Below are 23,011 nucleotides of genomic sequence, written 5' to 3'. Positions count from 1 at the left end.
CCGTTGAGGCCACGGCGCCCGTGGCCTCAGCCGCGCTGGATGGACACGCCGCCGTCCACCAGCATCGCGGTGCCGGTGACGAATGAAGCTGCGTCAGACGCCAGATACAGCGCCGCCTGCGCGATCTCCTCCGGCATCGCCAGCCGCTTCAGCGCGTGCAGATCGGCCACCTGCGCCAACGCCTCCGGAGTATTGCTCATCTGCCGGCCCATCGCCGTATCGGTGCCGCCCGGCAGCAGCGCGTTCACCCGAATGCCGCGCCCGCCGAATTCCACCGCCAGCGCCTGCGTCAGGCCGATCAGCCCCGACTTGCCGGCCGCATAGGCCGCCGTACCGGGAAACGCTGCGGTGTGGCCGACGAAGGTGGAGGTGAAAATCACCGAGCCCGCGCCGCGCGCCAGCATGGCGGGGATTTGATATTTGGCGCCGTAGTAGGCGCTGGACAGGTTGGTTTCCAGCACCTCGCGCCACTCTGAGGCACTCAACGCCAGCGATGGCCCCAGCGGCCCCAAGGTGCCGGCGTTGTTGAAGGCGATATCCAGCCCGCCGAATTCGTCGACCGCCGTCGCCGTCAGCCGTTCGGCGAAGGCTTCGTCACGCACGTCGCCCGCCACCGCAAGCGCCCGGCCACCCTCGCGCCGAATGTCCTCCACCAGCTCCGCCAACAGCGGCTCGCGCCGCGCGCCCAACACCAGCGCAGCCCCCTGGCGGGCGAACAGCAACGCCGCCGCTTTGCCGATCCCCGAACTGGCGCCGCCGATCACCGCCACCTTGCCGTTTAATGCATTCATCGCTCATCCTCACACGGTTTAAAGATCCTCAGTGTGAAGCAAGATCCGGCGCCGCGCTGGCCGCAAGCGGACATGTAACTGACGCCAATAAAAAAGGCGCTGCAAGCAGCGCCCCGGCAACGCGAATCTTACGGTTAACTCACGGCCTGGCCGCATACTTCTGCATCGTGGCCGGCGTCACCAGCTCGAACGGGATCCAGTAATACGGTTCGAGCTTTTCACCGTTGATCATGCGCTGCGCCACATCGACCGAGGCTTTGCCCTGGCCGACCGCGTCCTGGAACACCGTGACCTGCATCTTGCCGGAGGCCAGCGCCTTGAGGCCGTCCGGCGTGGCGTCGATGCCGCCGATCAGCACTTTCCTGTCCGCCTTGCCCGCCTGCTGCAGCGCCATGATTGCGCCGATCGCCATTTCGTCGTTGTTGGCGGCGACGATGTCGATCGCTTCGCCGTTGGTCAGCCAGTTCATCATCAGATCCATGCCTTCACTGCGTGAATAGTTGGCGCTCTGCTTCTGCACCACCTTCATTTTCGGGTACTTGCTCACCACCTGCTCCACGTCTTTGGTGCGCTGCAGCGCGCCGGCGTCGGTCAGGTTGCCGATCATCACCGCCACGTTGCCCTGATAGCCGGCCAGCCGCGCCAGCTCTTCCATCTGCAGCGTGCCGGATTCCCGCTCGTCGGAGCCGACGAACACCACGCCCTGCGGCAGTTTGGCATCGCCCGGCGTGCGGTTCACGTACACCAGCGGCACGCCGGCGGCCTGCACCATTTTGGTCATCACCGGCGTGCTGGCCGAGTTGACCGGATCGACGATAATCGCGTCCACCCCGGCGCTGATAAAGCTCTGCACCTGATCGGTCTGGCGGCCGACGTCGCCGCGCGCGTCCTCGAACTGCACGGTGATGCCGCGCGCCTTGGCCTCCTTGTCGATCGCCTGGCGGATGATGGTGAGGAAGTTCTGGTCGAAATAGGCCATCGACACGCCGATGGTTTGCGCCCATGCCGGGGTAGACGCGCACAGCGCCACCGCCAGCCACAGCCCTTTCAGGTAGTTCATGATGTGCCCCCCAGGTAAAAAAAAGCCGCCGGCCAACCCTGACGCCGGCGGCAATTCACGGCAATCAGTGTTTTTTACGGTTGCGCCGCATGTCGATCGACACGGCGGCGACGATAATCACGCCCTTGATGATGTCCTGAATGTAAGAGTCGACGCCGATAAAGGTGAAGCCGCTTTTGATAAGGCCCAGGATCACCGCGCCGATCAGCGTGCCGGTGATGCGCCCGACGCCGCCCATCAGGCTGCTGCCGCCGATCACCGCCGCGGCGATGGCGTCCAGCTCATACGACATCCCCATGCTCGACTGGCCGCTGCTGACGCGCGCCGCCAGCACCACGCCCGCCAACCCCGCCAGGCCGCCGGCGATGGTGTAAACCGTCACCAGGTACTTGTTGACGTTGATGCCGGAGACCCGCGCCGAGGTCATGTTGCCGCCGATGGCGTAGATGTATTTGCCGTAGCGGGTGTGCTTGAGCGCGATATGGAAGATCACCGCAATCACCAGGAAGATGATCACCGGCATCGCCCCCTGGCCGATTGACGTGAAGCCGTCCGACAGGAAGCTGACCGGGTTACCCTTGGTGTAGTACTGCGCCAGGCCCCGCGCCGACACCATCATCCCCAGCGTGGCGATGAACGGCGGAATGCCGGTGCGGGTGATCAGGAAGCCGTTGATAAAGCCGCAGACGATGCCCACCCCGATCCCCGCGCCGATCGGGATCGCCGCCGGCAGATCGAGCAGCCCCGGGTACATCGGCGAGATGCTGTCCGAGGTCTGCGCCAGGCTGGCCGCCACCACCGCGGTCAGCGCAATCAGCGAGCCGGAGGAGAGATCGATGCCGGTGGTTATGATCACCTGGGTGACGCCCACCGCGATGATGCCGATGATCGCCACCTGCAGCACGATCAGCAGCAGGCGGTTCGGATTCAGCAGGAACGACTGATCGCGCATGTACCAGCCGAGGATTTCGAAGATCAGCGCGATGCCGATCATCACGATGAAGATGCCGGTATCCTTCGGCATTTTGCCGCTCAGCCCGGAGAACAGCGTTCCCTTGCCCGTTGAATCGGCGGAGAGCGGCTTCTCAATCTTTACGTTACTCATGATGTTCACCCTTCGTTATTCTGAGGCCAGCGCCAGGATCTTCTCCTGGTCCGCGTCGTCTTTGTCCAAAATGCCGGTGATGCGGCCGCCGTGCATCACCATTACCCGGTCGCTCATGCCGAGGATCTCCGGCAGCTCGGAGGAGACCAGAATGATGGCGACGCCGCGGTTGGCCAGCTCGCTGATCAGGCGGTAGATTTCCGCTTTCGCCCCCACGTCGATGCCGCGCGTCGGTTCGTCGAGGATCAGGATTTTCGGCTGCGCCAGCAGCCAGCGCGCGATCAGTACCTTCTGCTGGTTGCCGCCGCTGAGGTTATTGATGATCTGATCCATGGTCGGCGTTTTGATGTTGAGCTTTTTAATCTGCTCCATGCAGTCTTTGGCCATCTGCACATGGCTGACGAAACCGTTCTTGCCGATGTATTCCGACAGGTTGACGATGCTCATGTTCTCGACCACCGACAGCACCAGAAACAGGCCGGATTTCTTGCGGTCTTCGGTGAGGAACGCCAACCCGCTCTCGATCGCCTTCGCCGGGGAATCCACCTTCACCGCCTGGCCTTCGATAAAGATCTCGCCGCCGTCCGCCGGGTGCATGCCGAACAGGCTTTCCATCACTTCGCTGCGCCCGGCGCCCACCAGCCCGGCGACGCCGAGGATCTCGCCGCGCTTGACGCTGAACGACACGTCATGGAACCAGCCGCTGCGGCGCAGCCCCGCCACCCGCAGCACTTCCTCGCCGATATTGTTGTTGAATTTGGGGAACATCTGCGTCAGCTCGCGCCCCACCATCATGGTGATCAGCGACTGTTTGGTCAGGTTTTCGGTTTTGTCGCAGGCGATGAAGGTACCGTCGCGGAAAATGCTCACTTCGTCGGTAATGGCGAAGATCTCGTCCATCTTGTGGCTGATATAGATGATGCCTTTGCCCTGCTCGCGCAGCTCGCGGATGATGGCGAACAGGTGCACCACTTCGCCTTCGGTCAGCGCCGAGGTCGGTTCGTCCATGATCAGCACGTCTGCGTTGTAGGACACCGCCTTGGCGATCTCCACCATCTGCTGATTGGCGATGCTCAGCTCGCCCACCAGCGTGTCCGGCTGCAGTTTGATGTTCAGCCGCGCCAGCAGCTCGCGGGTTTGTTCGTTCAGCTGTTCGTGGTTGACGAACCCCAGCCGCGCCGGCTCGCGCCCCAGCCAGATGTTTTCCGCCACCGTCATGTAAGGCACCAGGTTCAGCTCCTGGTGGATCATGGAAATGCCCGAATGCAGCGCCTGCAGCGTGTCGCTGAAGGTGACCGGCCGGCCTTTGATTTTTATCGAGCCTTCGTCCGGGTGGTAGATGCCGATCAGGCATTTCATCAGCGTCGATTTGCCCGCGCCGTTTTCCCCCATCAGCGCGTGCACGCTGCCGGGTTTGATTTTAATCGAGACCTTATCCAGCGCTTTGACGCCGGGGAACTGCTTGCTGATGCCTTCGGCCTCAAGAACATAAGGGTACATACCGCTTACCTCCGCACTGACCCACGTTTTCCGCCGCGCTCGCCCCACACCGGCGCCCGCGGCGGGCTTCAAGGCTTATTTCTTGTTTTTATCGGCGAATTGCTGGTAATTGGCCTGGGTGATCAGTTGGTAAGGGATCAGCACGTTGCTCTCCACTTTCTCGCCTTTCACCAGTTGAACGGCGGTCTGCACCGCGCCTTCGCCCTGGCCTTTGGCGTCCTGGAACACGCTCAGCGCCAGATCGCCCTTCTTGATGAACTCCAGCGCGTCCGGCGTACCGTCAACGCCGGCCACCAGCACGCCGGATTTCTTGGCTTGCTTCAGCGCCAAAATAGCGCCGATGGCCATTTCGTCGTTGTTGGAGGCGATGGCGTCGATCTGCTGGCCGGACAAAATCCAGTCGGTGGTGACGTCTACCGCCTCTTTGCGGAAGAATTTGGCGGTTTGCTTATCGATAATCTTGATGCCAGGGTAGTTGGCCACCACTTCTTCCACCCCGCGGGTGCGGTCGCGCGTGGCTTCGCTCGACAGCTCGCCCATCAGGATCATCACGTTGCCCTTGCCGTTCATCAGCTTGGCCAGTTCCTCCATCTGCAGCTTGCCGGCCAGCTTGGAGTCGGAGCCGACGTAGGCCATGCCGGCCGGCAGCGCCACTTCCGGCTTGCGGTTGACGAACACCAGCGGGATCTTGGCCTTCTCGGCCAGCTTGATCATCGGCTTGACGCCCTGGGTATCCACCGGGTTGAGGATGATGGCGTCGACGCCCTGGCTGACGAAGTTTTCGATTTGTTGAATTTGCTGCGCGATATCGCCCTTGGCGTCTTCGAACTGGCCGCTGACGTTGCCGTCGGCCTTCATTTTGTTTTGCATCGACTGGCGCAGAATGGTGAGGAAGTTGTCATCGAAGTAAGCCATGGAAACGCCGATCTTGATGTCTTTCGCCAGCACGCTGGCCGGCAGCATGCACATCAGTACCGAGGCGGCGATCAGTTTCTTCAGCTTCATGTTCGTTACCCTTTAATCGTTAGAATGAAGAGGTCTGTTGGTTGACAGCTAATGAAAAATATTTTTTACATTCAAACAACAATACGGTCGGTGTTATCCCTTTGATACGGCGAATTTACCGCGTTATCGCCGTATCAAGGCCGTTGTAAAAATGGTGATCGATGTCTCAAAACAGATTAAAAACAACCAATTGAAATAAACCCCTGGCACAACAAACGGCGTCTTTACCGTTTTATTAAATGTTTATTTCATAATCGAGGTTATTGAAACTTTTTAACCCAAACAAGCGAAACATGCATTTTGGAATAGCTTATTAACAAAAACATGACACGGATCTAACAAATGAAGTGCAAGCCGCCGGCGAGCGTGCTCCTTTCGTGCGCCGGCAAAAACTGCGAGCGGCCGCGCAGTTTGCGGTTTCCGCGTTTCCCGACCATCCTTACTCGGCAATAATGGACATATCCCTATCTCAGGAGGACCTGACATGCAGCTCAGCAGCAAGGTGCGGATGAACCGCCTGTTCAACAACGGCAAGTGCCTGGACGTGGCGATCGATCACGGCATCGCCAACGAACCGGATTTCTTGATCGGCCTGGAAGATATCGAACGGGTGATGGGCAACCTGATCGCCGCGCGCCCCGACGCCATTCAGGTCAACTACGGCCAGGCGGATCTGCTGCAGCGCGCGCCGCAGCGCGAAAAACCGGCGCTGGTGATGCGCACCGACGTCGGCAACGCCTATAACGCCGCCCGCCACCGCGAGATGTGGGCGGTGCTGCACAATCCGGAGGCGCCAATCCTGGCGGCGCTGCAAATGGACGCCGCCGCGGTGGTGGTCAATCTGTATATGATCCCGGATGAGCCCGGCATTTTCCGCCAGTGCGTGGAGAACATCGGCCGCCTGCGCCACGCCTGCGATCGCTACGCCATGCCGCTGATGATCGAACCGCTGGTGATGGCGCCGGCCGGCCAGGGCGCCGCCTACGGCTCGCTCGGCGACGTGGAGAAGATCGTGCCGCTGGTGCGGCTGGCGCGCGAACTGGGTGCCGACATCATCAAGGCCGATCCAACCGAGCGGGTGGAAGATTTTCACCGCGTGGTGGAAGCGGCGCGCTGCCCGACGCTGGTGCGCGGCGGCGGCAAGGGGGAGCTGGGGCCGGTGCTGGAGAAATCCGCCGCGCTGATGGCCCAGGGTGCCTCCGGCATGGTTTACGGCCGCAACGTCTATCAACACAGCAATCCGTCGCAGGTGGTGCGCGCGTTGATGGCAATCATCCATCAGGGCGCCAGCGGCCAACAGGCGCTGGAGATCTACCACCAGCAGTGACCCGCTTTTGTAACTAAAATAAGCCCCCCGCTCCCCGGCAGCATGCTATAACCTGCTGCCGGTAACTGCAGCTTGCCTCATTCCTCGCTAGAATACGCCGTGATATCGCCATTCGGAGAACCGCCATGCCAAAACAACGGGTGCCGCTCAAGCTGAGCACCTCCATCACGCTGATGGTGTCCGCCATCATCGCTTCGGTGCTGCTGGTGGTGTTCGCGCTGTTTTTCGTGCAGATGAGCCGCGAGGGGCAAGATCAGCTGCAGCAGAAAGCCATCGCCGTCGCCAATACGCTGGCGCTCTCCAGCACCGTGGTCGACGGCCTGCAGCAGCGTGACCAAAGCGGCGCCATTCAGCGCTTCGCCGAGCAGGTGCGCCATCAAAACGAGCTGCTGTTCGTGGTGGTGGTGGATATGCAGGGCATCCGCTATTCGCACCCCAAACCCTGGCTGATCGGCAAGCATTTTATCGGCGACGATCTGGCACCCGCGCTGCAAGGCCACGTCAACAGCGCCATCAACCGCGGCACGCTGGCCCCGGCGCTGCGGGTGTTCGTGCCGGTGTATGACGCGCAGAAACAGCAAATCGGCGTGGTGGCGCTCGGCATCGCGCTGGACACCGTGCAGCGGGTGGTGGCGGAGAGCCGCTGGATCATCTATTGGACCATCGCCTTCGCCGCCCTGGTCGGCAGCCTGGGCACCTTCTTCCTGGTCTCCGCGCTCAAGCGCATCATGCTGGGTTTCGAGCCTTACGAAATCTCCAACCTGTTCGAACAGCGCAACGCCATGCTGCAGTCGATTAAAGAAGGCGTGATCGCGGTCGATAATGAATCCCGCATCACCATCGTCAACGACGAAGCCAAGCGCCTGCTGCGCCAGAGCGGCCCGGTGGAAAACCTGCTGCTGGAAGCCGCCAGCAAGCACTGGCCGGCGCAGCTGCATCTGGCGGAGGTGCTGGCCAGCGGCCAACCGCTGCGCGATCGGCAGATCGGCTTCAACGGCAGCGAACTGCTGACCAATACCGTGCCGGTGATCGTCAACGGCCAGGTGACCGGCGCCATCGCCACCTTCCGCGACAAGACCGAGGTCAGCCGCCTGCTGCAGCGGCTGAGCGGCATGGCGCACTACGCCGATGCGCTGCGGGTGCAGTCGCACGAATTTATGAACAAGCTGCATGTGATACTCGGCATGCTGCACATGAAGGCCTATCAGCAGTTGGAAAACTACATCATCAACACCGCCAGCAACTATCAGGAAGAGATCGGCGCACTGCTGCGCAAGATCCACTCGCCGGAAGTGGCGGGCTTCTTCATCGGCAAGATCAGCCGCGCCCACGAAGCCGGCATTGAACTGACCATCGAAGAAACCAGCCTGCTGCCGGAAACCGACGATGCGGAAACCACCCACGTGCTGATCAGCGTGCTCGGCAACCTGATCGAAAACGCCATCGACGCCATCGACGGCGTTGAGGGCCACGAGATCGGCCTGAGCTTCCATCATCACGACGATCAATTACACTGTATCGTCAGCGACGATGGCCCCGGCATCGATCCGGCGATCGGCGCGCGCATCTTCGAACACGGATTTTCCACCAAGGGAACGGGACGCGGCATCGGCCTGGCGCTGATCCGCAGCCATCTGGAGAAACTGGGCGGCAGCATCGATTTCGAGTCCGAACCGGGCGAGCTGACCCAATTTTTCGTGCACCTTCCCTATCAGGCCAAGAGCAGAACTCATGATTAACGTACTGATTGTCGACGACGACCCGATGGTGGCGGAGCTGAACAAATACTACCTGAGCCAGGTCGGCGGTTTTCACTGCCAGGCGACGGTCGCCACTCTGAACCAGGCGCGCGCGCTGCTGGCCGATGCCGGCGTCAGCATCGATTTGGTGCTGTTGGATATCTACATGCAGCAGGAGAACGGGCTGGATCTGCTGCCCGGCCTGCGCGAGCTCGGCGAGAAGACCGACGTGATCATCATCTCCTCCGCCAGCGACGTGAACACGGTGCAAAAAGCGCTGCACTACGGGGTGGTGGATTATCTGATCAAACCGTTCCAGTTCAGCCGCTTCAAGGAGGCGCTGAGCCACTACCGGCAGCAGTCGCAGCTGTTGGCGCAGCGCGAGTTTTCGCAGGCCGACGTCGACAGCCTGCTGCGCCGCCAGCCCGGCGGCCAGGAGAGCAAAAAGCTGCCGAAGGGGCTGACCAGCATCACCCTGAGCACGGTGTGCGAGTGGATCGAACAGCAGCACGATAACGAGTTTTCCACCGACAATCTGGCCAACGCCATCGGCATTTCGCGGGTCTCCTGCCGCAAGTACCTCATCTATCTGGCGGAGAGCGGCATTCTCGGCACCCGTATTCTGTACGGCGCCACCGGCCGCCCGGTCTATCTGTATCAGCTGAAACCGGACGCGATCGCCATGCTGAAGGAGCATTGCCGCCCGGCCTAAACGACGCAGGGCGCTGATGGCGCCCGGACGATTAATGTTAGAAGCTGTGCGTGTAACACTTCGCCTCGCGGTGAGGATCTTTCGAGCGTCTCCGCAGGCAGCGCTGCTTTTTCTGCTGCTGCTCCAGGTTCCGCTGCTGCCGCTCGGCGGTCTCTGCCGCCTCGCGCTGCTGTTCGCGCGCAATCGCCTGCTCGTTGGCCAGCGTCAGGTTATCGACATTCCACACCTTGTGGCGCAATGCGTCGCGCTTTTTCTGGTACTCCTCGGTGACCTTACTGTCCTTCGGCGGCGCCGCATGGTATTCCAAATCCACCCGCGCCTGCGCGAAGCAGCAGCTACACAAGGCCACGCCGGCCAACACAATCCTTTTCATCAATGACTCCTTTTACATCGCTTGACTCTGCGCGCACGCCGGCTCAACACCCGTTTGGCGATGCCGGCGGTTTTTCCTCGGAATGCGGCGCTCGCGGCCCGCCGGTGACGGGCGCTTTGCCGGGCTCGATACCGCACTCCGCCAAGCGCGCCAGCTCCTCCGCATCGCGCTCTGTCGGCGTCGCTTCCTCACTCATTTCCTGCCGCAGATCCTGCGCCAACGCTTTCAGGCGCTTTTGAAACAGCACCGGCGACACGCCTTCGCACGGCCTGTCGTAACGCGCCGCGCCGGCGCTTTGGCTTAGCGGCAATAACAGCAAGAGAAAGATCGCGGCCATCTCCTTCGCCATGGGCAACTCCTTTGATTACGCCGAAATAAACCGGCGGTTCCCTATAAGGAAAACGAATTGTCTGTTAACGCAATGAATGGTTGGGCCACGGCAGAATAACGCAGGAAAGGTAAACCCTCCGACAATATCGGCAGAATGCGCGCATTAATTTGGCTGAATATATTTAGCGGATTAACGATCGAATATTTTCGCCCCATCAAAGGTGCCGCCAATGCCGACGTTTCCTTCATGTAATACCGAGGAGGCGGACTCACCCGCCATGATGCGTTGCCGCTGCTCCCGCGTGGCAGGCTGCGGCTGAGACCAGTCTGGGGACGTCGACGTCGGCTGAATCGCGCTGCAGCCGCTCAACAAAAACAACGATACCGTGGCACAATAACGCCATGTCATAATTTCCTCCTTAAAGGAAATAAAATACCCGCAGCCGGCGGCAAGGGTAAATAAAAAAATGACTTTCTTTAGTTTAATAACCGCCGTTATTTCACCATCCGACTGCCGATGTCAATCACCCGGTTCGTCTGTTAACCCAAAATAAACATTTTCGCTTAGCCACCCGATAATTCGCAGGCAATAAAAAAGGCCGGGCTAACCCGACCTTGTTTGACCGCTCGACGCGCTTAGACCAGCTCGATCACGTCGAAGTTGGCTTCGCCGCTCAGATCGGCGTCGTAGTCAACGCCCTGCAGGCCAAAGCCGAACAGGCGCAGGAACTCCGCCTTGTAGCCCTGATAATCGGTCAGTTCGTTGATGTTGTTGTCGTTCAACTGCTGCCAGATGGCACGGCAGGTTTCCTGCACTTCGTCGCGCAGTTCCCAGTCATCCAGACGCAGGCGGTGTTTCTCGTCGGTGTCCGGCGCCGCGCCGCTGTACAGCTTGGTGGCGAACAGACGCTGGATCTGCTCGATGCAGCCTTCGTGAATGCCCTGCTCCTTCATGATTTTGAACACGATGGAGATATACAGCGGCATCACCGGAATGGCAGAGGAAGCCTGAGTCACCACCGACTTGAGCACCGCAACGTAAGCCGCGCCGCCTTTGGCCTGCAGCTTCTGGTTGATGGCGTGCGCCGCGCGATCCAGATCTTCTTTCGCCTTGCCCAGCGTGCCGTGCCAGTAGATTGGCCAGGTCAGATCGGTGCCGATGTAGGAGTAAGCGACAGACTGCGCGTTATCCGCCAGCACGCCCGCTTCGTCCAGCGCGTCCATCCACAGCTGCCAGTCCTGGCCGCCCATCACCTTCACGGTGTCGGCGATTTCTTGCTCGTTGGCCGGCTCGACCACGGCTTCAACCAGCACGTCTTTGTTGGTGTCCAGCGCAACGGATTTGTACGGTTCGCCGATCGGCTTCAGTGCGGAACGCACCACTTCGCCGGTTTCCGGCATCTTACGCACCGGCGAAGCCAGCGAGTAAACCACCAGGTCAACCTGACCCAGGTCTTTTTTGATCAGATCGATCACGGTCTGACGGCACTCGTTGGAGAATGCGTCGCCGTTGATGCTTTTCGCGTACAGGCCTTCTTCTTTAGCTGCCTTGTCGAAACCGGCGGAGTTGTACCAACCGGCGGAACCGGTTTTGCCTTCGCTGCCAGGCTTCTCGAAAAATACGCCGATGGTGGCCGCACCGCTGCCGAAAGCGGCATTGATGCGCGAGGCCAGACCGTACCCGGTGGATGCACCAATGACCAGCACCTTTTTAGGCCCGTTTTTCAGTTCGCCGCGCGACTTAACGTAGGCGATTTGCTCACGGACGTTAGCTTCACAGCCGGCCGGGTGAGCGGTGGTGCAGATAAAACCACGAATTTTAGGTTTGATAATCATAGTAATTTTTTCTTGGTAGCTAAAAACCGAAGGACAATATACCTGATTTTCTCAATATACTTAAGAAAGTGCGAAAACAAGCGCAGTGAACAGACCAGTCGGCAAGCCCGCCGCCGAGGCATGTCATGATGGTAAAGGGATAATCATGGCAGGCCGGATTGCGATTACCCGGCCTGTCGAGGGTCACGCCTTGTTCTTTTCCAACTGCTCAATCAGCGTGTAACGCAGCGATGAGGCATCGGCCGGCACGTTCTCTACCGGAGTAACGCGCACTTTCAGCCGATACTGATAGCCCGGTTCGAAGGTGAAACCTTCGATGCCGGTATAGAACAACTCCCACGGCTGCTGCGCGGAGCGGCGCACCTGCATGCACTTCATCGGCCCAACGCCCACGCAGTCCACCAGCGCGCTGTTCACCAGCAACACTTCCGTTTGGCCGCCTTTCTCGTTTGCGGGCTGATTCATCGAGGTTCCCTCCTGGCTGCAGCCGGCCAGTGCGGCCAACGCAACAAATAACAACGCTTTAATTTTCAATGTACTGCACCAATAGTCATGTAGGTCGGGCGATCCTAACAAATTGGCCGGGTGAATTGAACCTTGCTGCGTGCCGCAGATAGACCATTCGTTGCAAAGGCCCGAGGTGGCTCGCCTACCCCCTCGTCGAGAATATCATTCACCATCACTCTCATAAGCCTGGAAAATACTCTTAAATAAATTCTCTGTTCTTATCCGAACCGGTAATTATCCCCGCTGTTTTTTCTGTTAAAAACAGTTGGCTTGCGCAAGCTTTACGCTATTTAACCGTATCGATAAAGAGGGAGTTTTATGCAAGAGATCGAGGCTAAATACTTCCACCTGATCGCCGGTGCCGGTAACTTTTCCGACAACCGCGGCAGCAACGGCCGCGTCAACAACAACGGTGGCAACAAGAACAACAGCAGCAGCACAGCAATAAAGGCGGCAATACCTGCTCACGCTCAGCTGTTTTAACTAATCAGAGCTCCGGCTGAGTCTCTCCGCTCGGTCGGTACTTTCAGTATTTCGGTGATAACGATGTTTAAACTGTTCCGTACCTTGTGCCTGCTGCTCGGCTTTTGGATCGCCACCCTGCTGCTCAGCGGCGCCGGGGTTTCTTTTACTCACGGCTACGCCGCGCCGAAAAACCTGTCGCATTTCGTCGTCTCGCTGGTGGTGGTCGGCGCCATCCTGCTGTGGACCCATAAATTGCTGCGGTTCTTTTTTGCCGAGAAATTTGAGAAGAAGCCGCGTTAAGCCGTGTTCTCATTTTGGCTGTCGCCCGCAATGGTAAAACCGGCATCGCGAATTGCCGCCTTCACCTGCCTGGCGTCCATCACCGCCGTTTTCACATAGCCAAAGAAGGCTACCCGTGCGCCGGGCAAACGGATTGGCGTCGCCAGTTGGGCTCTGAGCTCACGATTGCGCTGTGCCATCAGCTCGGCGCGCGCCTGCCAAAACGCGGCGGGATCGGTTGGGGTTTCAGTCGCGGTTTCGAACAGCGACGCCAATTCGCTTAGCGCCTCCCACTCCGCCAACAGGGCGGCAACCACTTCGGGGTTGGCCATCTGCCCCCAGTCAGAGGGTAAAGCCCCCTCACGCCACGCCTCAAGATAGGCGGGCAACACCCTCTTCAACTGGCTCAGCCGATCGTTCAACACGGGTATCCTTTTATAACGCCCAATGCCTTGATATTCCCCATAATGTCCCTCTCGTTTAACCGGTGATGGGAGCAATGACCGGAGCTTATCAGCGCCATAAATGACGTAATGACTTTTGGTGCGGCTAAATTAGCGATATGTGCGGATGGGGAGTGAGGAGCTGAGGTGTTACGACTGGAAAGAGAAACCGAAGTTTTATTGGCGCTTTAAGTGGAATTCCCTTATAAATCAATCACACAAAAAAAGACCGAATACGATTCCTTTATGCGCAAAGTAATTAAAATAGCAATAAAAAACAAATAGTTAACACATAAAACCCTTTCGCAGTCCCTTGCTATACCTTGCATTTCCTTTCTTTAATTTCAGTCGTTTACCAAAATTCTCGGATCAGTTCGGGATAAATTCGGCCGTGATTGCTGTGTTAATGACCGGTCATCAAATAACCGGCAGGTCATCCCATTCACAACTCCGCATGTCGTTCACGCAGTACATCACCACGCCGAATACTTCGATCCCTTCTTCCGAATCTTCATTACCGAGTTCAGTTTCCCGGCCCGAGCCGTCCAGAAATTCGAGCGCTCGGTTCGGGTAAAGGCGAAGCCGGCGCAGCACGTGGGCGCCTTCCTCCGCAGCTACGATAATGCTGCCGTGTACCGGCGTCGCCGACGAATCGACAACAAGCAACGCGTCAGCGTGGATACCGACCGCCATAGCCTGGCCGGCGGCGCGGAGCAGATAAGTAGCGCTCGGCTTTGAAATGCAGATCTCGTCAAGGCTCAAGCGGCGCTCAACGTAGTCTGCTGCCGGGCTGGCAAATTTTGGCATCATTCCCATAGTGTTTTACCTCACAACAAATACTGTATACGCATACAGTATAAGCGTAAGAAAAAACCTATGTGAAGAACGATTCACACCTTAAATAGCAGATGCCTGATCGATAAAGAAAGATAGTTTTGAGAATGGCCGGGTTCCCTCCCGGCCCTCTGGTTTTTAGATAGCGTTCCAGCCATTCGCAACCGCTATTTCCTGCATCCGCTTGTACATCAAATCGAACTCAGCGGCAGTTAGCGCGCGGTTGTAGACGGCGTAGGCGCCCATGATCGTGGTGCTGGTTTGAGTTAGGCGGCTTCCCATGTTGCCGACCCGGATCGTATCCTTGCCTCGCAAATCACGAACCATTGTCAAATCAGCGTTGCGCCTGTTTAAAGTCGCTCCGACCGTCTTGTCGATGATGTAACGCCGCTTGTTCGCAGTCTCGCCGGAGCCGAAGTCTCCATTTCCGTCATAGATGGCGGCAAGGAATCGCCACGTTGCTGTATCTTCAGTTGCCGGAGGCGGGCTGGTGCCGTTGGTGACGGAGATATTATCCGAGATAACCGTCGCCCCAGTCGGCGTGCCATCATAGACAGATGCGACAGCTGTGCGGTAGCCATTAGCTTCCATGATCAGACCTGAGCCAGCGACAGTAACACCGGTTGCCGACGTGGTCTGAAATGTACCAATCAGATTGCACGCACTAAGACCTGTTGGAGTCCAAATTTTATTCACACTAATATATGTGAAATTCTCGGTTTCATTAATATTCAGGTCAAGGTAACCGAAATTACCCAACTTAGAAGATTTAGCATCCATGCGTAGAGGACTCCCTACAATAGTTGGCTGCACGCCTCCTTCAACCAGGTTGATGCCAAGCATATCGCCACCAAGGCCAAATGAAACCAACCCATCACTGACCGGAACATCAATGGAGACCCCAGTGGAAAAAATAGAATCGCCCATCACTAAATCAATAGCCATATTAGACCTCGTTACATTCAATTGTTTGGATGGCTGCAAATGTTGCCAGCGAATAGTTTTTATTTACCAGCTCAGGGATGTTCTCTTGCGGATATTGGTTAGGCACTCCATATTCCCACCTGTTGCAAGCAACTTCCCCCCCTCCATCGCATATGTTGTGCGTTCCACCATGAGCACTATCGCCTAAAGTTACAGTTACTTTCCCGGTCAGTTTTCTGGAGCACAGTATCTTTATTACGGTTGGCGAAACGGTGGTAACTGTTAAGTCAGAATAAGCAATCGCCCCAGAGGAATCACTAACAGATATTCCCTTATCTGAATACTCGACATAGTTCCATCCGTTGAATACTTTGTTGAACTTCAGCGGGGCGACATGTGGCGTCATGCCAAGATAAATAGCATTATCATGATATACGCCCTTCTCACATTTAAATGGATATGAGCCATATCCCGACATGTGACGGAATGCATCCCGAGCAAACATAGCGCCAATAATTCGATATGAGTTAGCCGATAAATGCGCGCCTGGATTCGATAATCCCTGATACGATCCGACCAGCACAACATTATCATTTTTTAGCGCCAATTCTATTTGCGCGGAAGGTACACCCATCCCGCGAACATAGTTATTCCCGAGTTGATTAAGCATAAACAGCGGCTTTCGGGCTTGCCCGCTTTTATCCATACATGACGCAATCAGAGTATCATGCATTGACTGCAAGCGAGGATAATAGAATTCAAACGACTGACCATTATCATTCTCACCCTGCATGTAGATAATGCCGCCAATTTCCCAATCGTAGCCAGCAGCAGCGGCGGCTTCTGCAATGCCATCCAGGGCGGTCTCCACACGGTTGTATATCTCTGGTGTCGCGCCCTTCTTCAGTTGTTCGATGGTTCGGCCGGAAACGCCGCAGCAGGCGACGCCGATGATAAAGTCCTCATCATTTTCTATCCCAAGGCTTTCGTTGTGATAGGCCTTCAAGTTATTGGCAAATGATGAAGAAATAGTCTCTCCATATCCGCCAGACGTGTTGGCCACGATGTTTCCTGCGTTATCCTGCATGACCTCAACCAGCGGCCTAAAGACATTTGCACCACCAAGCGGAGCATATTCATAAGTTGTATTGGTGGAGAACTTCATACCGCGCGGCGAATCGCCTAGCATCACATTACCTAACGATTGAGTAAGTGATAAGGCGACGCCGCTTTGCGCACCTACTGAGAACGATTGGCCGTAGACAATCCAAAACTGCACTTTCTTCTTGGTTTTATTTGGATTACCCAGCGCAGGAACGTTATTAAAAATTCTGCGACCAAAATTAGTTTTTGCCGAATCCGCAAATGACTGCACCAGAGATATAATATAATCCTCGGTCATCTTTTTTGCAGGTGAACTTCCATCATATCCTGCAATTTTCGCATGCAGCACGCAGTTTTTATCAACACGAAGCCCCACCACGCCACGGCTATCACGAAGAGCAATAATATCGCCACCGGTTCCAATCGATATTTTTACGTTTCCGTAACTTAACCTTGTTGCAGAGTTCAATATCGCACTTATTTTCGGGAGATAGAGCTTCCCGGCTTTCGCTTTAAGAAGGGTAAGTCCAAGCTTATCTTTTACCTTAAAACTGCCGTCGTCGCTTTTAACTACAGAAAAATCTTTGTTTCTTATGACATTGTCTGATACTTCAGTGTTTTCAGAGACAAAACCATTTCTACTAAACTCAACTAATTTGCTGACAAAACCCACCCCACCTTCATTATCTGCAGACCAATATGCGGCAACCATACCCAGCTTATCACGCCACCGCATGAACGGTTTTCCTGAGGATTTCTTTATCAACCCTGCAACGCTCCTTACCGAGGTTTCACTCGGATAATCAGCGATTGCCACAGCCTGCCCGTTAGTTTTACGGTAATAAATGAATGACGCATCAGATCCCACCCCCTGAGCTACGCGGAATGATTTTCCCTCTGGGGTTCCAGCCAACCCCGCAATAGTCCCATCAGGATCCGCAGGGGTAATGTAATAGGTATTTGCGTCTGCGATGTTTTGGGCGTTTTCTGCTGCCGCCTCGGCTTTGGTGGCTGCATCTGTCGCGATGACTGCATTCTCAGCCACGCCTTCAGCTGCTTCCGCCGCGCCAAGTTCAGCCTGAGTGGCTTTTGCGGCGGAGTTAGCCGCTGAAACTGCACTACCTTGAGCTGCCTGCGCGTATGCATCACCTGCAGATGCGCCAGCAGTGCGGCGCTGACCAAGGGTAACAGAAACCCCTACCACGTCAGTGACTGGCAAACCGTTATTAGACATGATTTATTTCTCTCTATTATGCGGTACGATACCAGCCCATCAACTTGATGTAAGCGTTGGTAATATTAATTGCATTTCCAGAACCAAGGGCTTCCGTTGATCCACTAACATTATGTGAGTGCGGACCAATATTTACCGTATGCGCGTGATCGCCATCGTCACTTGTATAAGTAAGCGGCCTATGTGAGTCATTATCAGACCCAACTATATAATCTTGGTATGTAGCACCTGGGCCTGCCATGCCAGACTTGTGGCTATGTCTACCCTGGGTATCTGTTTGTCGAGAACCGAGATCTACTTCATTAGCAGTGCCGCTAACAGATAGCGATATATTTGGCAGATTTCCTTTACTGATAGATACTTGATCCGCCCCACCCGACTCCAGCAAATCACTCCCATCTGATTTCGATAACCTAATGGTTTTATTCTCACCAAGATATACCCACGTAGTCCCAGGAAACAGTTTGTTAGGATTTTTGTTTTGAGCAAACCAGGAAACTATACCGACAGGGTGACCAACATCAATTATTGGTTTTGATAATGCTTTGATTAGCGACTGTAAAATCCTGTTCGTGTCACCATCATCCAAAACATCATCACCAGAGTTAATGGCAATGAAATCACCTAATACAGATGACATCACAGAAGATTGCCGCCACACCTTGTTGAGCTCTTCGCTTTTTGCAACGCCGGCAGTAAATCCCGCCCCTACAGCGGGGAGTGCTTCATATTCATTCTGTGATAGCACGTTCGCATATTCACCGATGGCAAACGGTTTAAATTCATTCTTCGCCATTTATCCCTCCACAACTTCATAATTGACAGTAATCCCCATCGGCTTGATCGAGAGATAGCCCTGACGAATGACTTCCTTGGTGATTGCGGGTATTACGGCGCCTCTGGCAGTGATCGTCATGCTCATATCTAGGTTGTCCGAAAAAGTGATCGCAATACCGCCATCCGGATAAATGGCCGCCAGAACGGCGGGCAGCGTTTCTACAGTGCCGTCCCAGCTATTGGCGCCGATTTTTGCACGCAGTACCGTTCGATAAGTGTCGTCATCAAGATCGATATACTCATCGCCGGAGTCGTAGCGCCCCTTCCATGTCCCCAGGTCGAAACCCAGCTCCGGATCATCGAACGAAAAATAATGGTTCACTGCCGGCGCGCGTATGCGACGCCCGCGTCCCACCCACAGACCGATAAAATCGAGCTGAGCGCCGATGGCGTTGTCGAGGTCAAAGGCCGGCACGATACCGCGCGTGCTGTCCTGTTGGCGCACGAACGCCTCAGTAACCGCATTGACGGTGGCGAAGTAGTTGGGGAATTGGCAGTGATAAGCGGGTATTAATGCGGTGTATTTGTTGGTCATCATGCCACCGTGATAATTGCGATATTCTCCGGCGAACAGGTCGCAGACTCGTTAAACAGGATCGGAATGTTGGCCTCGCTCATCGTGACTGCATCTTTGCCAATGCTCACCGTCATCAGGTCATAGGTTTTACCGCTGTCAGCGTTGCCCAGCGTGGCGGGAACGTAGAGCCGCGAAAAATAGACCGTATCGCCGATGTAAAGCGTGTTGATGTAGTCAGACACGGCTTTTTTTATGTCTTCGCCGATGTCGCTGGTGTAGCCAGGAAGCACCTTAATTTTGATAGCGGCGTAAATCGGCACCTTGGTCGGCCGGAAAAAATGGATCGGCTTGTCTGTGCCATAGGCATCTTTGACGATCACCGTCGTAGTGCCGAACGTCGGCGCGCCAGGTGATTTTTTTATCGCGATGATCCTGGCGATCTCTTCTGCATCGCCGCCGTCTACCACCATCGAAACCGCATGCGCCGGCACGCCGTTGATGTCGGTTTCCGAAGTGTCGTTGTCGTAGCCCTTATAGCGCGTCACGCCGGTGATATTGGCAATAGCGCCTATCAGGCCTTCCATGACAGTTCGGGACGGTAGCGCGACGCTGAGCGCCTGGCGCTGGCGGAGCTCTGCATCAGTTTCTACCGGCTTGCCGGCGGTGGCCGCTTCAGGGTTCGTGACTGATTGCCAGCCGCGCGTAGGTGTGGCTATTTGCGAAACATCGCCGGGCAGCGCGGTGATGGCGCCTGCCTTCTGCGCCGTCGCGGTTACCACCGCCTGGCCGTGAATATCGAGCTCCACCTCTGCCGGTAAATCCCAGAGGTTCCCGGCGCTGTCGCGTACTGAGGCATTTCTAATGACTATGCCAACCTGGCCGATCAGCTTCACGTCAACCGTGGAATTTGACGGCGCCTTGCGGCTGATGCCGTTGATTTTGACGTTGCTCGCCAACCCCGCGCCGGTGCCGGTCGCCGGGCTAAACGCATTCCAGGTGGCGATCGCCGCATTGTTGCCGCCGTGCATCGCGTAGGCGATCAGCGACAACAGCACGCCGTCTTTGCTGTCTGGCTCGATGTAGATGTCATCGCCATAGATGCCGCGAAAAATCGTCTGCCACCCGGTGAGGATGGTCTGGAATTCAGGCGCGCTCATCCCTGCCGCCGTTATTTTTGGCAGCATCGAATCGATAATGTCTTCATACATAGGTTGTTACCGAGGTTTGGCCGAAGGCGGTGTTTAGCGTGGCGGTGATCAGGAGGTCGCGCGTATCAACATCGCGCTGGCTCTGGTACTCGACGATCTCGGTCACGTTCGGCGTGCCGAGGATGCGCTCGCGGATCACGATGTCATAGAGGCCCGACGTGTATTTGCCGAGTATCTGCGTCCAGTCGGTGCCGGCGGTGGTATCGAGGAACCACTCGCCCTTTCGCAGCTGCAGGCGGCTGATCACCGCCATGCCTACAGCCTCAGGCGTGTTAATGAAGAAATCACCCTCGCCGCGCCCGAAGCTGTAATCGCCATTTTTGTCTTCTTTCCGGTATCTCACTGCGGGCCTCCCGTCTGGCCGCCGCCAGTTTCTACGCCACCGTGCTTATGCGTCTGCAGACTGATGCCGCCGGCGTTGACGTCGTTCGTCACGTTGACCGGCCCCAGAATGGTCGCCGTTCCGCCTTCGGCGCCCATGCCCTGCGACAGGTTGCCGTTGATGGTCACGTTGCCATTGAGCACGATCTCGGGGGAGTTGATCTCCGTGCCGCCCTGCGCGCTGGCCGTCAGCTTGCCCGGCGTGGTAACGGTCACCGCGTGGCTGCTTGGGTCGAGTTCGATAAATGCGGCGCCGTCGTCGGTGCGCAGCTGCGCGGCGCTGGTGCTGATACCGCTGATTTTCTGGGCCTGCGACTGCGGGCCGACAATAGCGAAAGCGTCAGACAAGTGGTGCATACGTTCGGCGGCTGACTCCTGCACGCCGCCGTTTTGCCACCAGAAATCGATGCTACGGTCAGCAAACACAAGAAGGCACTCATCACCCGACTTGATCGGAAACGTGAGCGTAATGCCCCCGCCACGCGGGAAAATGACTGGCACATCTACCAGCAGCGGCAGGCTGGCAGAATTTCCGCCGCCGGCGCTTTCCGGCTCGGAACCTTTCACGGCCGGCAGGACGACGCAGGTCACCGCGTCCGCGTCAAAGGATTGAATGATGCCGGGGATCGATACGCGCATTCCTGCGTTGATGGCGTCGATCAGCGCCTGGTCGGCCTGCTGCTTATCGCCGATTTGAGATGTGAGGGATACGGGCATGAATTTTTCCCATAAAAAAACCCGCCGAAGCGGGTTTTGTATGATTGGTAAATATGTTCAACTTTTTGTGAGTTCCGAAACAAGCTTTTCGACCTCTTCAGCCTCTTTTATCAGAAGCTGAGCGGTCAATTTATTCACTTTCTTATCTAGCTTGTAATCAGCGGTAACTCTTTGAAAATGGCTAGATTTCAACTTTAGCCCCAGTTTCTTCAAGACAACTGGATCCAGTTCAAAATCTTCAGCCGCTGCACCATCGCAAAGATAGTTAAAAAATCTCTCATGGGCACCACCAGATATCCTCTGCCCATGCTTATCATGAGAAGGAACCTTGCCATTGATTACCCGTAGCGCAGAATGAAACATGCAATAGTAAGCACGACTAACAGCGTTTCTCGTCCATTGTTCGCCGTTATTGACTAAAGATGCTTTTGCCAGCTCCATGAAGCATTCGTAGTTGACGGCCATTTAATCACCTTTTGGTTCGAAATAGCCGATGCAACTACTTGTTTCCAAGCCTAAAGCAAGCATTTCATCGATCAACTCGTTATTGAGAACCGATAAGTAGTCAACATCATCAGTATCAACAACAAAATTAAAAGCTAACATGCCATAGCCGTCATCACCCACTTGGCTGCTGATCGCTGGAAGGTTATGCTTCTCTGCTACATTCATGACTGCTTTAGCCACAGCCTCGACTTCCTTAGCTTGCTCCCCAAGATCCAAGAGCTTGTCTAAGTTGCGGATCGCTAAAGCACACGATTCATCAGGTTTTATTTCCATTGCTGTAAACATTGGAACCACCTTTTTTAACAGGTCCATGTCGATCCAGAACGACGCCACTACTATGACATCACGGATAAGTTCTGGGTTTCGAACAACATCGACAGCACGCTTGAGAATCTCTATTTGCTTGCTATGCAAACCTTTGTTAGCAAAGGCGAGCGCATAGTTTGCCCAACTCACCGCATCATGTGGTGCCAGAAGGATGGCTCGTTCACAGAGTGTCTCGCCTTCTTCAGTCTCACCACAGATGATTTTTACTAGGCCCTCAATGCAAATACCTTGGTATCTGTCAGGCAATTGCTTTGCACCAGCAATTACTCGCCTCACTTCAAACTCGCTGAGCAAATTTTTACCTTCGATCAACGATGGGGTGAGCATCTCAATAAACTCAGCAGATTTCGGCTTCGGAGCTCTCATTCGTTCTTCTTTGCTGTTGTTTTACCGACAAAAAATGCAATGAATCATTCATTGCATCTTAAAAATTTCAAGCGTTCTAACGCATCACTATGAAACGAAGTGTATTACTACAAGTCATAAAATGCCATCAGTTAGATGTAAAAATCGTGCTGTCAGACACCACAACGCTATCATTTTCGGATTGAACCTACCCCATATGAGCTGCTTTGTTGAAGCGATACTATCAAACAGATCACTTCACCTTGACGCAGTCATACGTCGCAAACTGACGCGGCGCATCCATGCTGGCCTGGAGCAGCTGAACGTTAAGAAAACGCTTTTTGCCTGCACGCTTCACGTACTCCATGCCTAACCATTTTCCCGGCTGGTTCGTTGCAACGCGCCATTCGTACTTGACGTTGTCATAGTCTTCTTTTTGTCCAAGGAAGGTGAATTTCTGCGTTTCCGGTCTGACACCGTTAATGTGCATGAATCCATCATTGCTGGCCGTTAGAGTGTAATCACCACAGCGTACATCAGCAAAACCGGATGACGCATATAAGGATCCGAAGACTAGCAGCATCAGGTATTTTTTCATCGTTTT

Annotated in this window: 27 protein-coding genes; 5 read left to right on the top strand and 22 right to left on the bottom strand. The window is 55.8% G+C overall.

Translation table 11 applies throughout. The features are described 5' to 3' along the window. Positions 1-26: 26 nt before the first annotated feature. The 5 genes from ACJ8PI_RS05740 to ACJ8PI_RS05720 all read right to left on the bottom strand — a co-directional run bounded on the left by ACJ8PI_RS05740 (position 27) and on the right by ACJ8PI_RS05720 (position 5,461). Positions 27-791 carry an SDR family oxidoreductase gene (locus ACJ8PI_RS05740; protein WP_033638127.1) on the bottom strand — a complete coding sequence of 255 codons (765 nt, stop codon included), beginning with the start codon at positions 789-791 and terminating at the stop codon, positions 27-29. A 139-nt stretch (positions 792-930) separates the two neighbouring features. Beyond that, positions 931-1,851 (bottom strand): sugar ABC transporter substrate-binding protein, encoded by a 921-nt coding sequence (locus ACJ8PI_RS05735; protein WP_033653836.1) that lies wholly within the window; start codon positions 1,849-1,851, stop codon positions 931-933. Positions 1,852-1,915: 64 nt separating this feature from the next. Beyond that, a complete protein-coding gene (locus tag ACJ8PI_RS05730) occupies positions 1,916-2,956 on the bottom strand; it encodes an ABC transporter permease (protein ID WP_025160279.1) in 1,041 nt (346 codons plus the stop codon). A gap of 15 nt (positions 2,957-2,971) precedes the next feature. After that, the gene (locus tag ACJ8PI_RS05725) at positions 2,972-4,456 is read right to left on the bottom strand and encodes a sugar ABC transporter ATP-binding protein (protein WP_033646419.1); all 1,485 of its coding nucleotides are present in this window, start codon (positions 4,454-4,456) and stop codon (positions 2,972-2,974) included. 75 nt (positions 4,457-4,531) lie between these two features. Next, on the bottom strand, positions 4,532-5,461 hold the full coding sequence (locus tag ACJ8PI_RS05720; protein ID WP_164134135.1) for a sugar ABC transporter substrate-binding protein: 930 nt from the start codon (positions 5,459-5,461) through the stop codon (positions 4,532-4,534). A 484-nt stretch (positions 5,462-5,945) separates the two neighbouring features. On the opposite strand from ACJ8PI_RS05720, the gene ACJ8PI_RS05715 reads away from it, so the two are divergent. From ACJ8PI_RS05715 to dcuR, 3 genes are all read left to right on the top strand, one after another. Next, positions 5,946-6,788, top strand: coding sequence for a class I fructose-bisphosphate aldolase (locus tag ACJ8PI_RS05715; RefSeq protein ID WP_041034690.1), 843 nt, complete (start codon positions 5,946-5,948; stop codon positions 6,786-6,788). A 125-nt stretch (positions 6,789-6,913) separates the two neighbouring features. Beyond that, positions 6,914-8,527, top strand: a complete 1,614-nt coding sequence (locus ACJ8PI_RS05710) for a sensor histidine kinase (RefSeq protein WP_049235096.1) — start codon at positions 6,914-6,916, stop codon at positions 8,525-8,527. Then, on the top strand, positions 8,520-9,239 hold the full coding sequence (gene dcuR / locus ACJ8PI_RS05705; protein ID WP_060438788.1) for a two-component system response regulator DcuR: 720 nt from the start codon (positions 8,520-8,522) through the stop codon (positions 9,237-9,239). The genes ACJ8PI_RS05710 and dcuR overlap by 8 nt, the downstream gene beginning before the upstream one ends. Before the next feature lie 37 nt (positions 9,240-9,276). On the opposite strand, the gene ACJ8PI_RS05700 is transcribed toward dcuR, so the two are convergent. The 5 genes from ACJ8PI_RS05700 to ACJ8PI_RS05680 all read right to left on the bottom strand — a co-directional run bounded on the left by ACJ8PI_RS05700 (position 9,277) and on the right by ACJ8PI_RS05680 (position 12,312). Further along, positions 9,277-9,612, bottom strand: coding sequence for a hypothetical protein (locus tag ACJ8PI_RS05700; protein WP_033653833.1), 336 nt, complete (start codon positions 9,610-9,612; stop codon positions 9,277-9,279). A gap of 43 nt (positions 9,613-9,655) precedes the next feature. After that, positions 9,656-9,961 (bottom strand): hypothetical protein, encoded by a 306-nt coding sequence (locus ACJ8PI_RS05695; protein ID WP_049196550.1) that lies wholly within the window; start codon positions 9,959-9,961, stop codon positions 9,656-9,658. Between the two features lie 171 nt (positions 9,962-10,132). Then, positions 10,133-10,351: a hypothetical protein gene (locus ACJ8PI_RS05690; RefSeq protein WP_033646423.1), complete on the bottom strand. Its 219-nt coding sequence runs from the start codon at positions 10,349-10,351 to the stop codon at positions 10,133-10,135. A gap of 227 nt (positions 10,352-10,578) precedes the next feature. Next, positions 10,579-11,778 (bottom strand): enoyl-ACP reductase FabV, encoded by a 1,200-nt coding sequence (gene fabV / locus ACJ8PI_RS05685; protein ID WP_033638117.1) that lies wholly within the window; start codon positions 11,776-11,778, stop codon positions 10,579-10,581. Between the two features lie 183 nt (positions 11,779-11,961). Further along, positions 11,962-12,312: a DUF4377 domain-containing protein gene (locus ACJ8PI_RS05680; RefSeq protein WP_004940949.1), complete on the bottom strand. Its 351-nt coding sequence runs from the start codon at positions 12,310-12,312 to the stop codon at positions 11,962-11,964. A 291-nt stretch (positions 12,313-12,603) separates the two neighbouring features. Between ACJ8PI_RS05680 and ACJ8PI_RS05675 the strand changes: the two genes are divergently transcribed. Continuing rightward, the gene (locus ACJ8PI_RS05675; RefSeq protein ID WP_164096376.1) at positions 12,604-12,768 is read left to right on the top strand and encodes a hypothetical protein; all 165 of its coding nucleotides are present in this window, start codon (positions 12,604-12,606) and stop codon (positions 12,766-12,768) included. A 63-nt stretch (positions 12,769-12,831) separates the two neighbouring features. After that, entirely contained in the window at positions 12,832-13,050 is a 219-nt protein-coding gene (locus tag ACJ8PI_RS05670; RefSeq protein ID WP_004940942.1) for a hypothetical protein, read from the top strand. Here the strand turns inward: ACJ8PI_RS05670 and ACJ8PI_RS05665 are convergent. The 12 genes from ACJ8PI_RS05665 to ACJ8PI_RS05610 all read right to left on the bottom strand — a co-directional run bounded on the left by ACJ8PI_RS05665 (position 13,047) and on the right by ACJ8PI_RS05610 (position 23,005). Further along, on the bottom strand, positions 13,047-13,454 hold the full coding sequence (locus ACJ8PI_RS05665) for a hypothetical protein (RefSeq protein WP_239509768.1): 408 nt from the start codon (positions 13,452-13,454) through the stop codon (positions 13,047-13,049). The genes ACJ8PI_RS05670 and ACJ8PI_RS05665 overlap by 4 nt on opposite strands. A 435-nt stretch (positions 13,455-13,889) precedes the next feature. Then, positions 13,890-14,288, bottom strand: a complete 399-nt coding sequence (locus ACJ8PI_RS05660; protein WP_084969811.1) for a HumD family translesion DNA polymerase — start codon at positions 14,286-14,288, stop codon at positions 13,890-13,892. A gap of 156 nt (positions 14,289-14,444) precedes the next feature. Beyond that, positions 14,445-15,251, bottom strand: a complete 807-nt coding sequence (locus ACJ8PI_RS05655) for a hypothetical protein (protein ID WP_399573685.1) — start codon at positions 15,249-15,251, stop codon at positions 14,445-14,447. Position 15,252: 1 nt separating this feature from the next. Further along, the gene (locus ACJ8PI_RS05650) at positions 15,253-17,568 is read right to left on the bottom strand and encodes a sialate O-acetylesterase (protein WP_399573683.1); all 2,316 of its coding nucleotides are present in this window, start codon (positions 17,566-17,568) and stop codon (positions 15,253-15,255) included. Between the two features lie 16 nt (positions 17,569-17,584). Next, positions 17,585-18,364 carry a phage baseplate protein gene (locus tag ACJ8PI_RS05645; protein WP_399573681.1) on the bottom strand — a complete coding sequence of 260 codons (780 nt, stop codon included), beginning with the start codon at positions 18,362-18,364 and terminating at the stop codon, positions 17,585-17,587. Continuing rightward, positions 18,365-18,943 (bottom strand): DUF2612 domain-containing protein, encoded by a 579-nt coding sequence (locus ACJ8PI_RS05640; RefSeq protein ID WP_399573679.1) that lies wholly within the window; start codon positions 18,941-18,943, stop codon positions 18,365-18,367. Continuing rightward, on the bottom strand, positions 18,940-20,130 hold the full coding sequence (locus tag ACJ8PI_RS05635) for a baseplate J/gp47 family protein (RefSeq protein WP_015377531.1): 1,191 nt from the start codon (positions 20,128-20,130) through the stop codon (positions 18,940-18,942). The genes ACJ8PI_RS05640 and ACJ8PI_RS05635 overlap by 4 nt, the downstream gene beginning before the upstream one ends. Continuing rightward, positions 20,123-20,473 (bottom strand): hypothetical protein, encoded by a 351-nt coding sequence (locus tag ACJ8PI_RS05630; RefSeq protein WP_015377530.1) that lies wholly within the window; start codon positions 20,471-20,473, stop codon positions 20,123-20,125. Before ACJ8PI_RS05630 ends, ACJ8PI_RS05635 begins: the two co-directional genes overlap by 8 nt. Beyond that, positions 20,470-21,228, bottom strand: coding sequence for a Gp138 family membrane-puncturing spike protein (locus tag ACJ8PI_RS05625; protein WP_319861088.1), 759 nt, complete (start codon positions 21,226-21,228; stop codon positions 20,470-20,472). The genes ACJ8PI_RS05630 and ACJ8PI_RS05625 overlap by 4 nt, the downstream gene beginning before the upstream one ends. A gap of 57 nt (positions 21,229-21,285) precedes the next feature. Further along, complete coding sequence (locus ACJ8PI_RS05620) at positions 21,286-21,693, bottom strand: hypothetical protein (protein WP_197849154.1); 408 nt, start codon at positions 21,691-21,693, stop codon at positions 21,286-21,288. Next, the gene (locus ACJ8PI_RS05615) at positions 21,694-22,428 is read right to left on the bottom strand and encodes a hypothetical protein (RefSeq protein ID WP_399573676.1); all 735 of its coding nucleotides are present in this window, start codon (positions 22,426-22,428) and stop codon (positions 21,694-21,696) included. Between the two features lie 232 nt (positions 22,429-22,660). After that, positions 22,661-23,005: a hypothetical protein gene (locus tag ACJ8PI_RS05610; protein ID WP_399573674.1), complete on the bottom strand. Its 345-nt coding sequence runs from the start codon at positions 23,003-23,005 to the stop codon at positions 22,661-22,663. Positions 23,006-23,011: the final 6 nt, after the last annotated feature.

It is taken from the genome of Serratia sp. CY82433, from assembly GCF_052166535.1.
Lineage (GTDB): Bacteria > Pseudomonadota > Gammaproteobacteria > Enterobacterales > Enterobacteriaceae > Serratia > Serratia sarumanii.
This window is presented reverse-complemented; position numbering and strand designations above follow the sequence as displayed.

Excerpts from the sequence above, each read along its gene's own strand:
- ACJ8PI_RS05650 (WP_399573683.1), bottom strand. The coding sequence starts at position 17,568 with ATGTCTAATAACGGTTTGCCAGTCACTGACGTGGTAGGGGTTTCTGTT.
- ACJ8PI_RS05725 (WP_033646419.1), bottom strand. The coding sequence starts at position 4,456 with ATGTACCCTTATGTTCTTGAGGCCGAAGGCATCAGCAAGCAGTTCCCC.
- dcuR (WP_060438788.1), top strand. The coding sequence starts at position 8,520 with ATGATTAACGTACTGATTGTCGACGACGACCCGATGGTGGCGGAGCTG.
- ACJ8PI_RS05710 (WP_049235096.1), top strand. The coding sequence starts at position 6,914 with ATGCCAAAACAACGGGTGCCGCTCAAGCTGAGCACCTCCATCACGCTG.
- ACJ8PI_RS05720 (WP_164134135.1), bottom strand. The coding sequence starts at position 5,461 with ATGAAGCTGAAGAAACTGATCGCCGCCTCGGTACTGATGTGCATGCTG.
- ACJ8PI_RS05625 (WP_319861088.1), bottom strand. The coding sequence starts at position 21,228 with ATGCCCGTATCCCTCACATCTCAAATCGGCGATAAGCAGCAGGCCGAC.
- fabV (WP_033638117.1), bottom strand. The coding sequence starts at position 11,778 with ATGATTATCAAACCTAAAATTCGTGGTTTTATCTGCACCACCGCTCAC.
- ACJ8PI_RS05700 (WP_033653833.1), bottom strand. The coding sequence starts at position 9,612 with ATGAAAAGGATTGTGTTGGCCGGCGTGGCCTTGTGTAGCTGCTGCTTC.
- ACJ8PI_RS05690 (WP_033646423.1), bottom strand. The coding sequence starts at position 10,351 with ATGACATGGCGTTATTGTGCCACGGTATCGTTGTTTTTGTTGAGCGGC.
- ACJ8PI_RS05660 (WP_084969811.1), bottom strand. The coding sequence starts at position 14,288 with ATGGGAATGATGCCAAAATTTGCCAGCCCGGCAGCAGACTACGTTGAG.
- ACJ8PI_RS05715 (WP_041034690.1), top strand. The coding sequence starts at position 5,946 with ATGCAGCTCAGCAGCAAGGTGCGGATGAACCGCCTGTTCAACAACGGC.
- ACJ8PI_RS05620 (WP_197849154.1), bottom strand. The coding sequence starts at position 21,693 with ATGGCCGTCAACTACGAATGCTTCATGGAGCTGGCAAAAGCATCTTTA.
- ACJ8PI_RS05645 (WP_399573681.1), bottom strand. The coding sequence starts at position 18,364 with ATGGCGAAGAATGAATTTAAACCGTTTGCCATCGGTGAATATGCGAAC.
- ACJ8PI_RS05635 (WP_015377531.1), bottom strand. The coding sequence starts at position 20,130 with ATGTATGAAGACATTATCGATTCGATGCTGCCAAAAATAACGGCGGCA.
- ACJ8PI_RS05615 (WP_399573676.1), bottom strand. The coding sequence starts at position 22,428 with ATGAGAGCTCCGAAGCCGAAATCTGCTGAGTTTATTGAGATGCTCACC.
- ACJ8PI_RS05610 (WP_399573674.1), bottom strand. The coding sequence starts at position 23,005 with ATGAAAAAATACCTGATGCTGCTAGTCTTCGGATCCTTATATGCGTCA.
- ACJ8PI_RS05670 (WP_004940942.1), top strand. The coding sequence starts at position 12,832 with ATGTTTAAACTGTTCCGTACCTTGTGCCTGCTGCTCGGCTTTTGGATC.
- ACJ8PI_RS05740 (WP_033638127.1), bottom strand. The coding sequence starts at position 791 with ATGAATGCATTAAACGGCAAGGTGGCGGTGATCGGCGGCGCCAGTTCG.
- ACJ8PI_RS05675 (WP_164096376.1), top strand. The coding sequence starts at position 12,604 with ATGCAAGAGATCGAGGCTAAATACTTCCACCTGATCGCCGGTGCCGGT.
- ACJ8PI_RS05655 (WP_399573685.1), bottom strand. The coding sequence starts at position 15,251 with ATGGCTATTGATTTAGTGATGGGCGATTCTATTTTTTCCACTGGGGTC.
- ACJ8PI_RS05695 (WP_049196550.1), bottom strand. The coding sequence starts at position 9,961 with ATGGCGAAGGAGATGGCCGCGATCTTTCTCTTGCTGTTATTGCCGCTA.
- ACJ8PI_RS05735 (WP_033653836.1), bottom strand. The coding sequence starts at position 1,851 with ATGAACTACCTGAAAGGGCTGTGGCTGGCGGTGGCGCTGTGCGCGTCT.
- ACJ8PI_RS05640 (WP_399573679.1), bottom strand. The coding sequence starts at position 18,943 with ATGATGACCAACAAATACACCGCATTAATACCCGCTTATCACTGCCAA.
- ACJ8PI_RS05730 (WP_025160279.1), bottom strand. The coding sequence starts at position 2,956 with ATGAGTAACGTAAAGATTGAGAAGCCGCTCTCCGCCGATTCAACGGGC.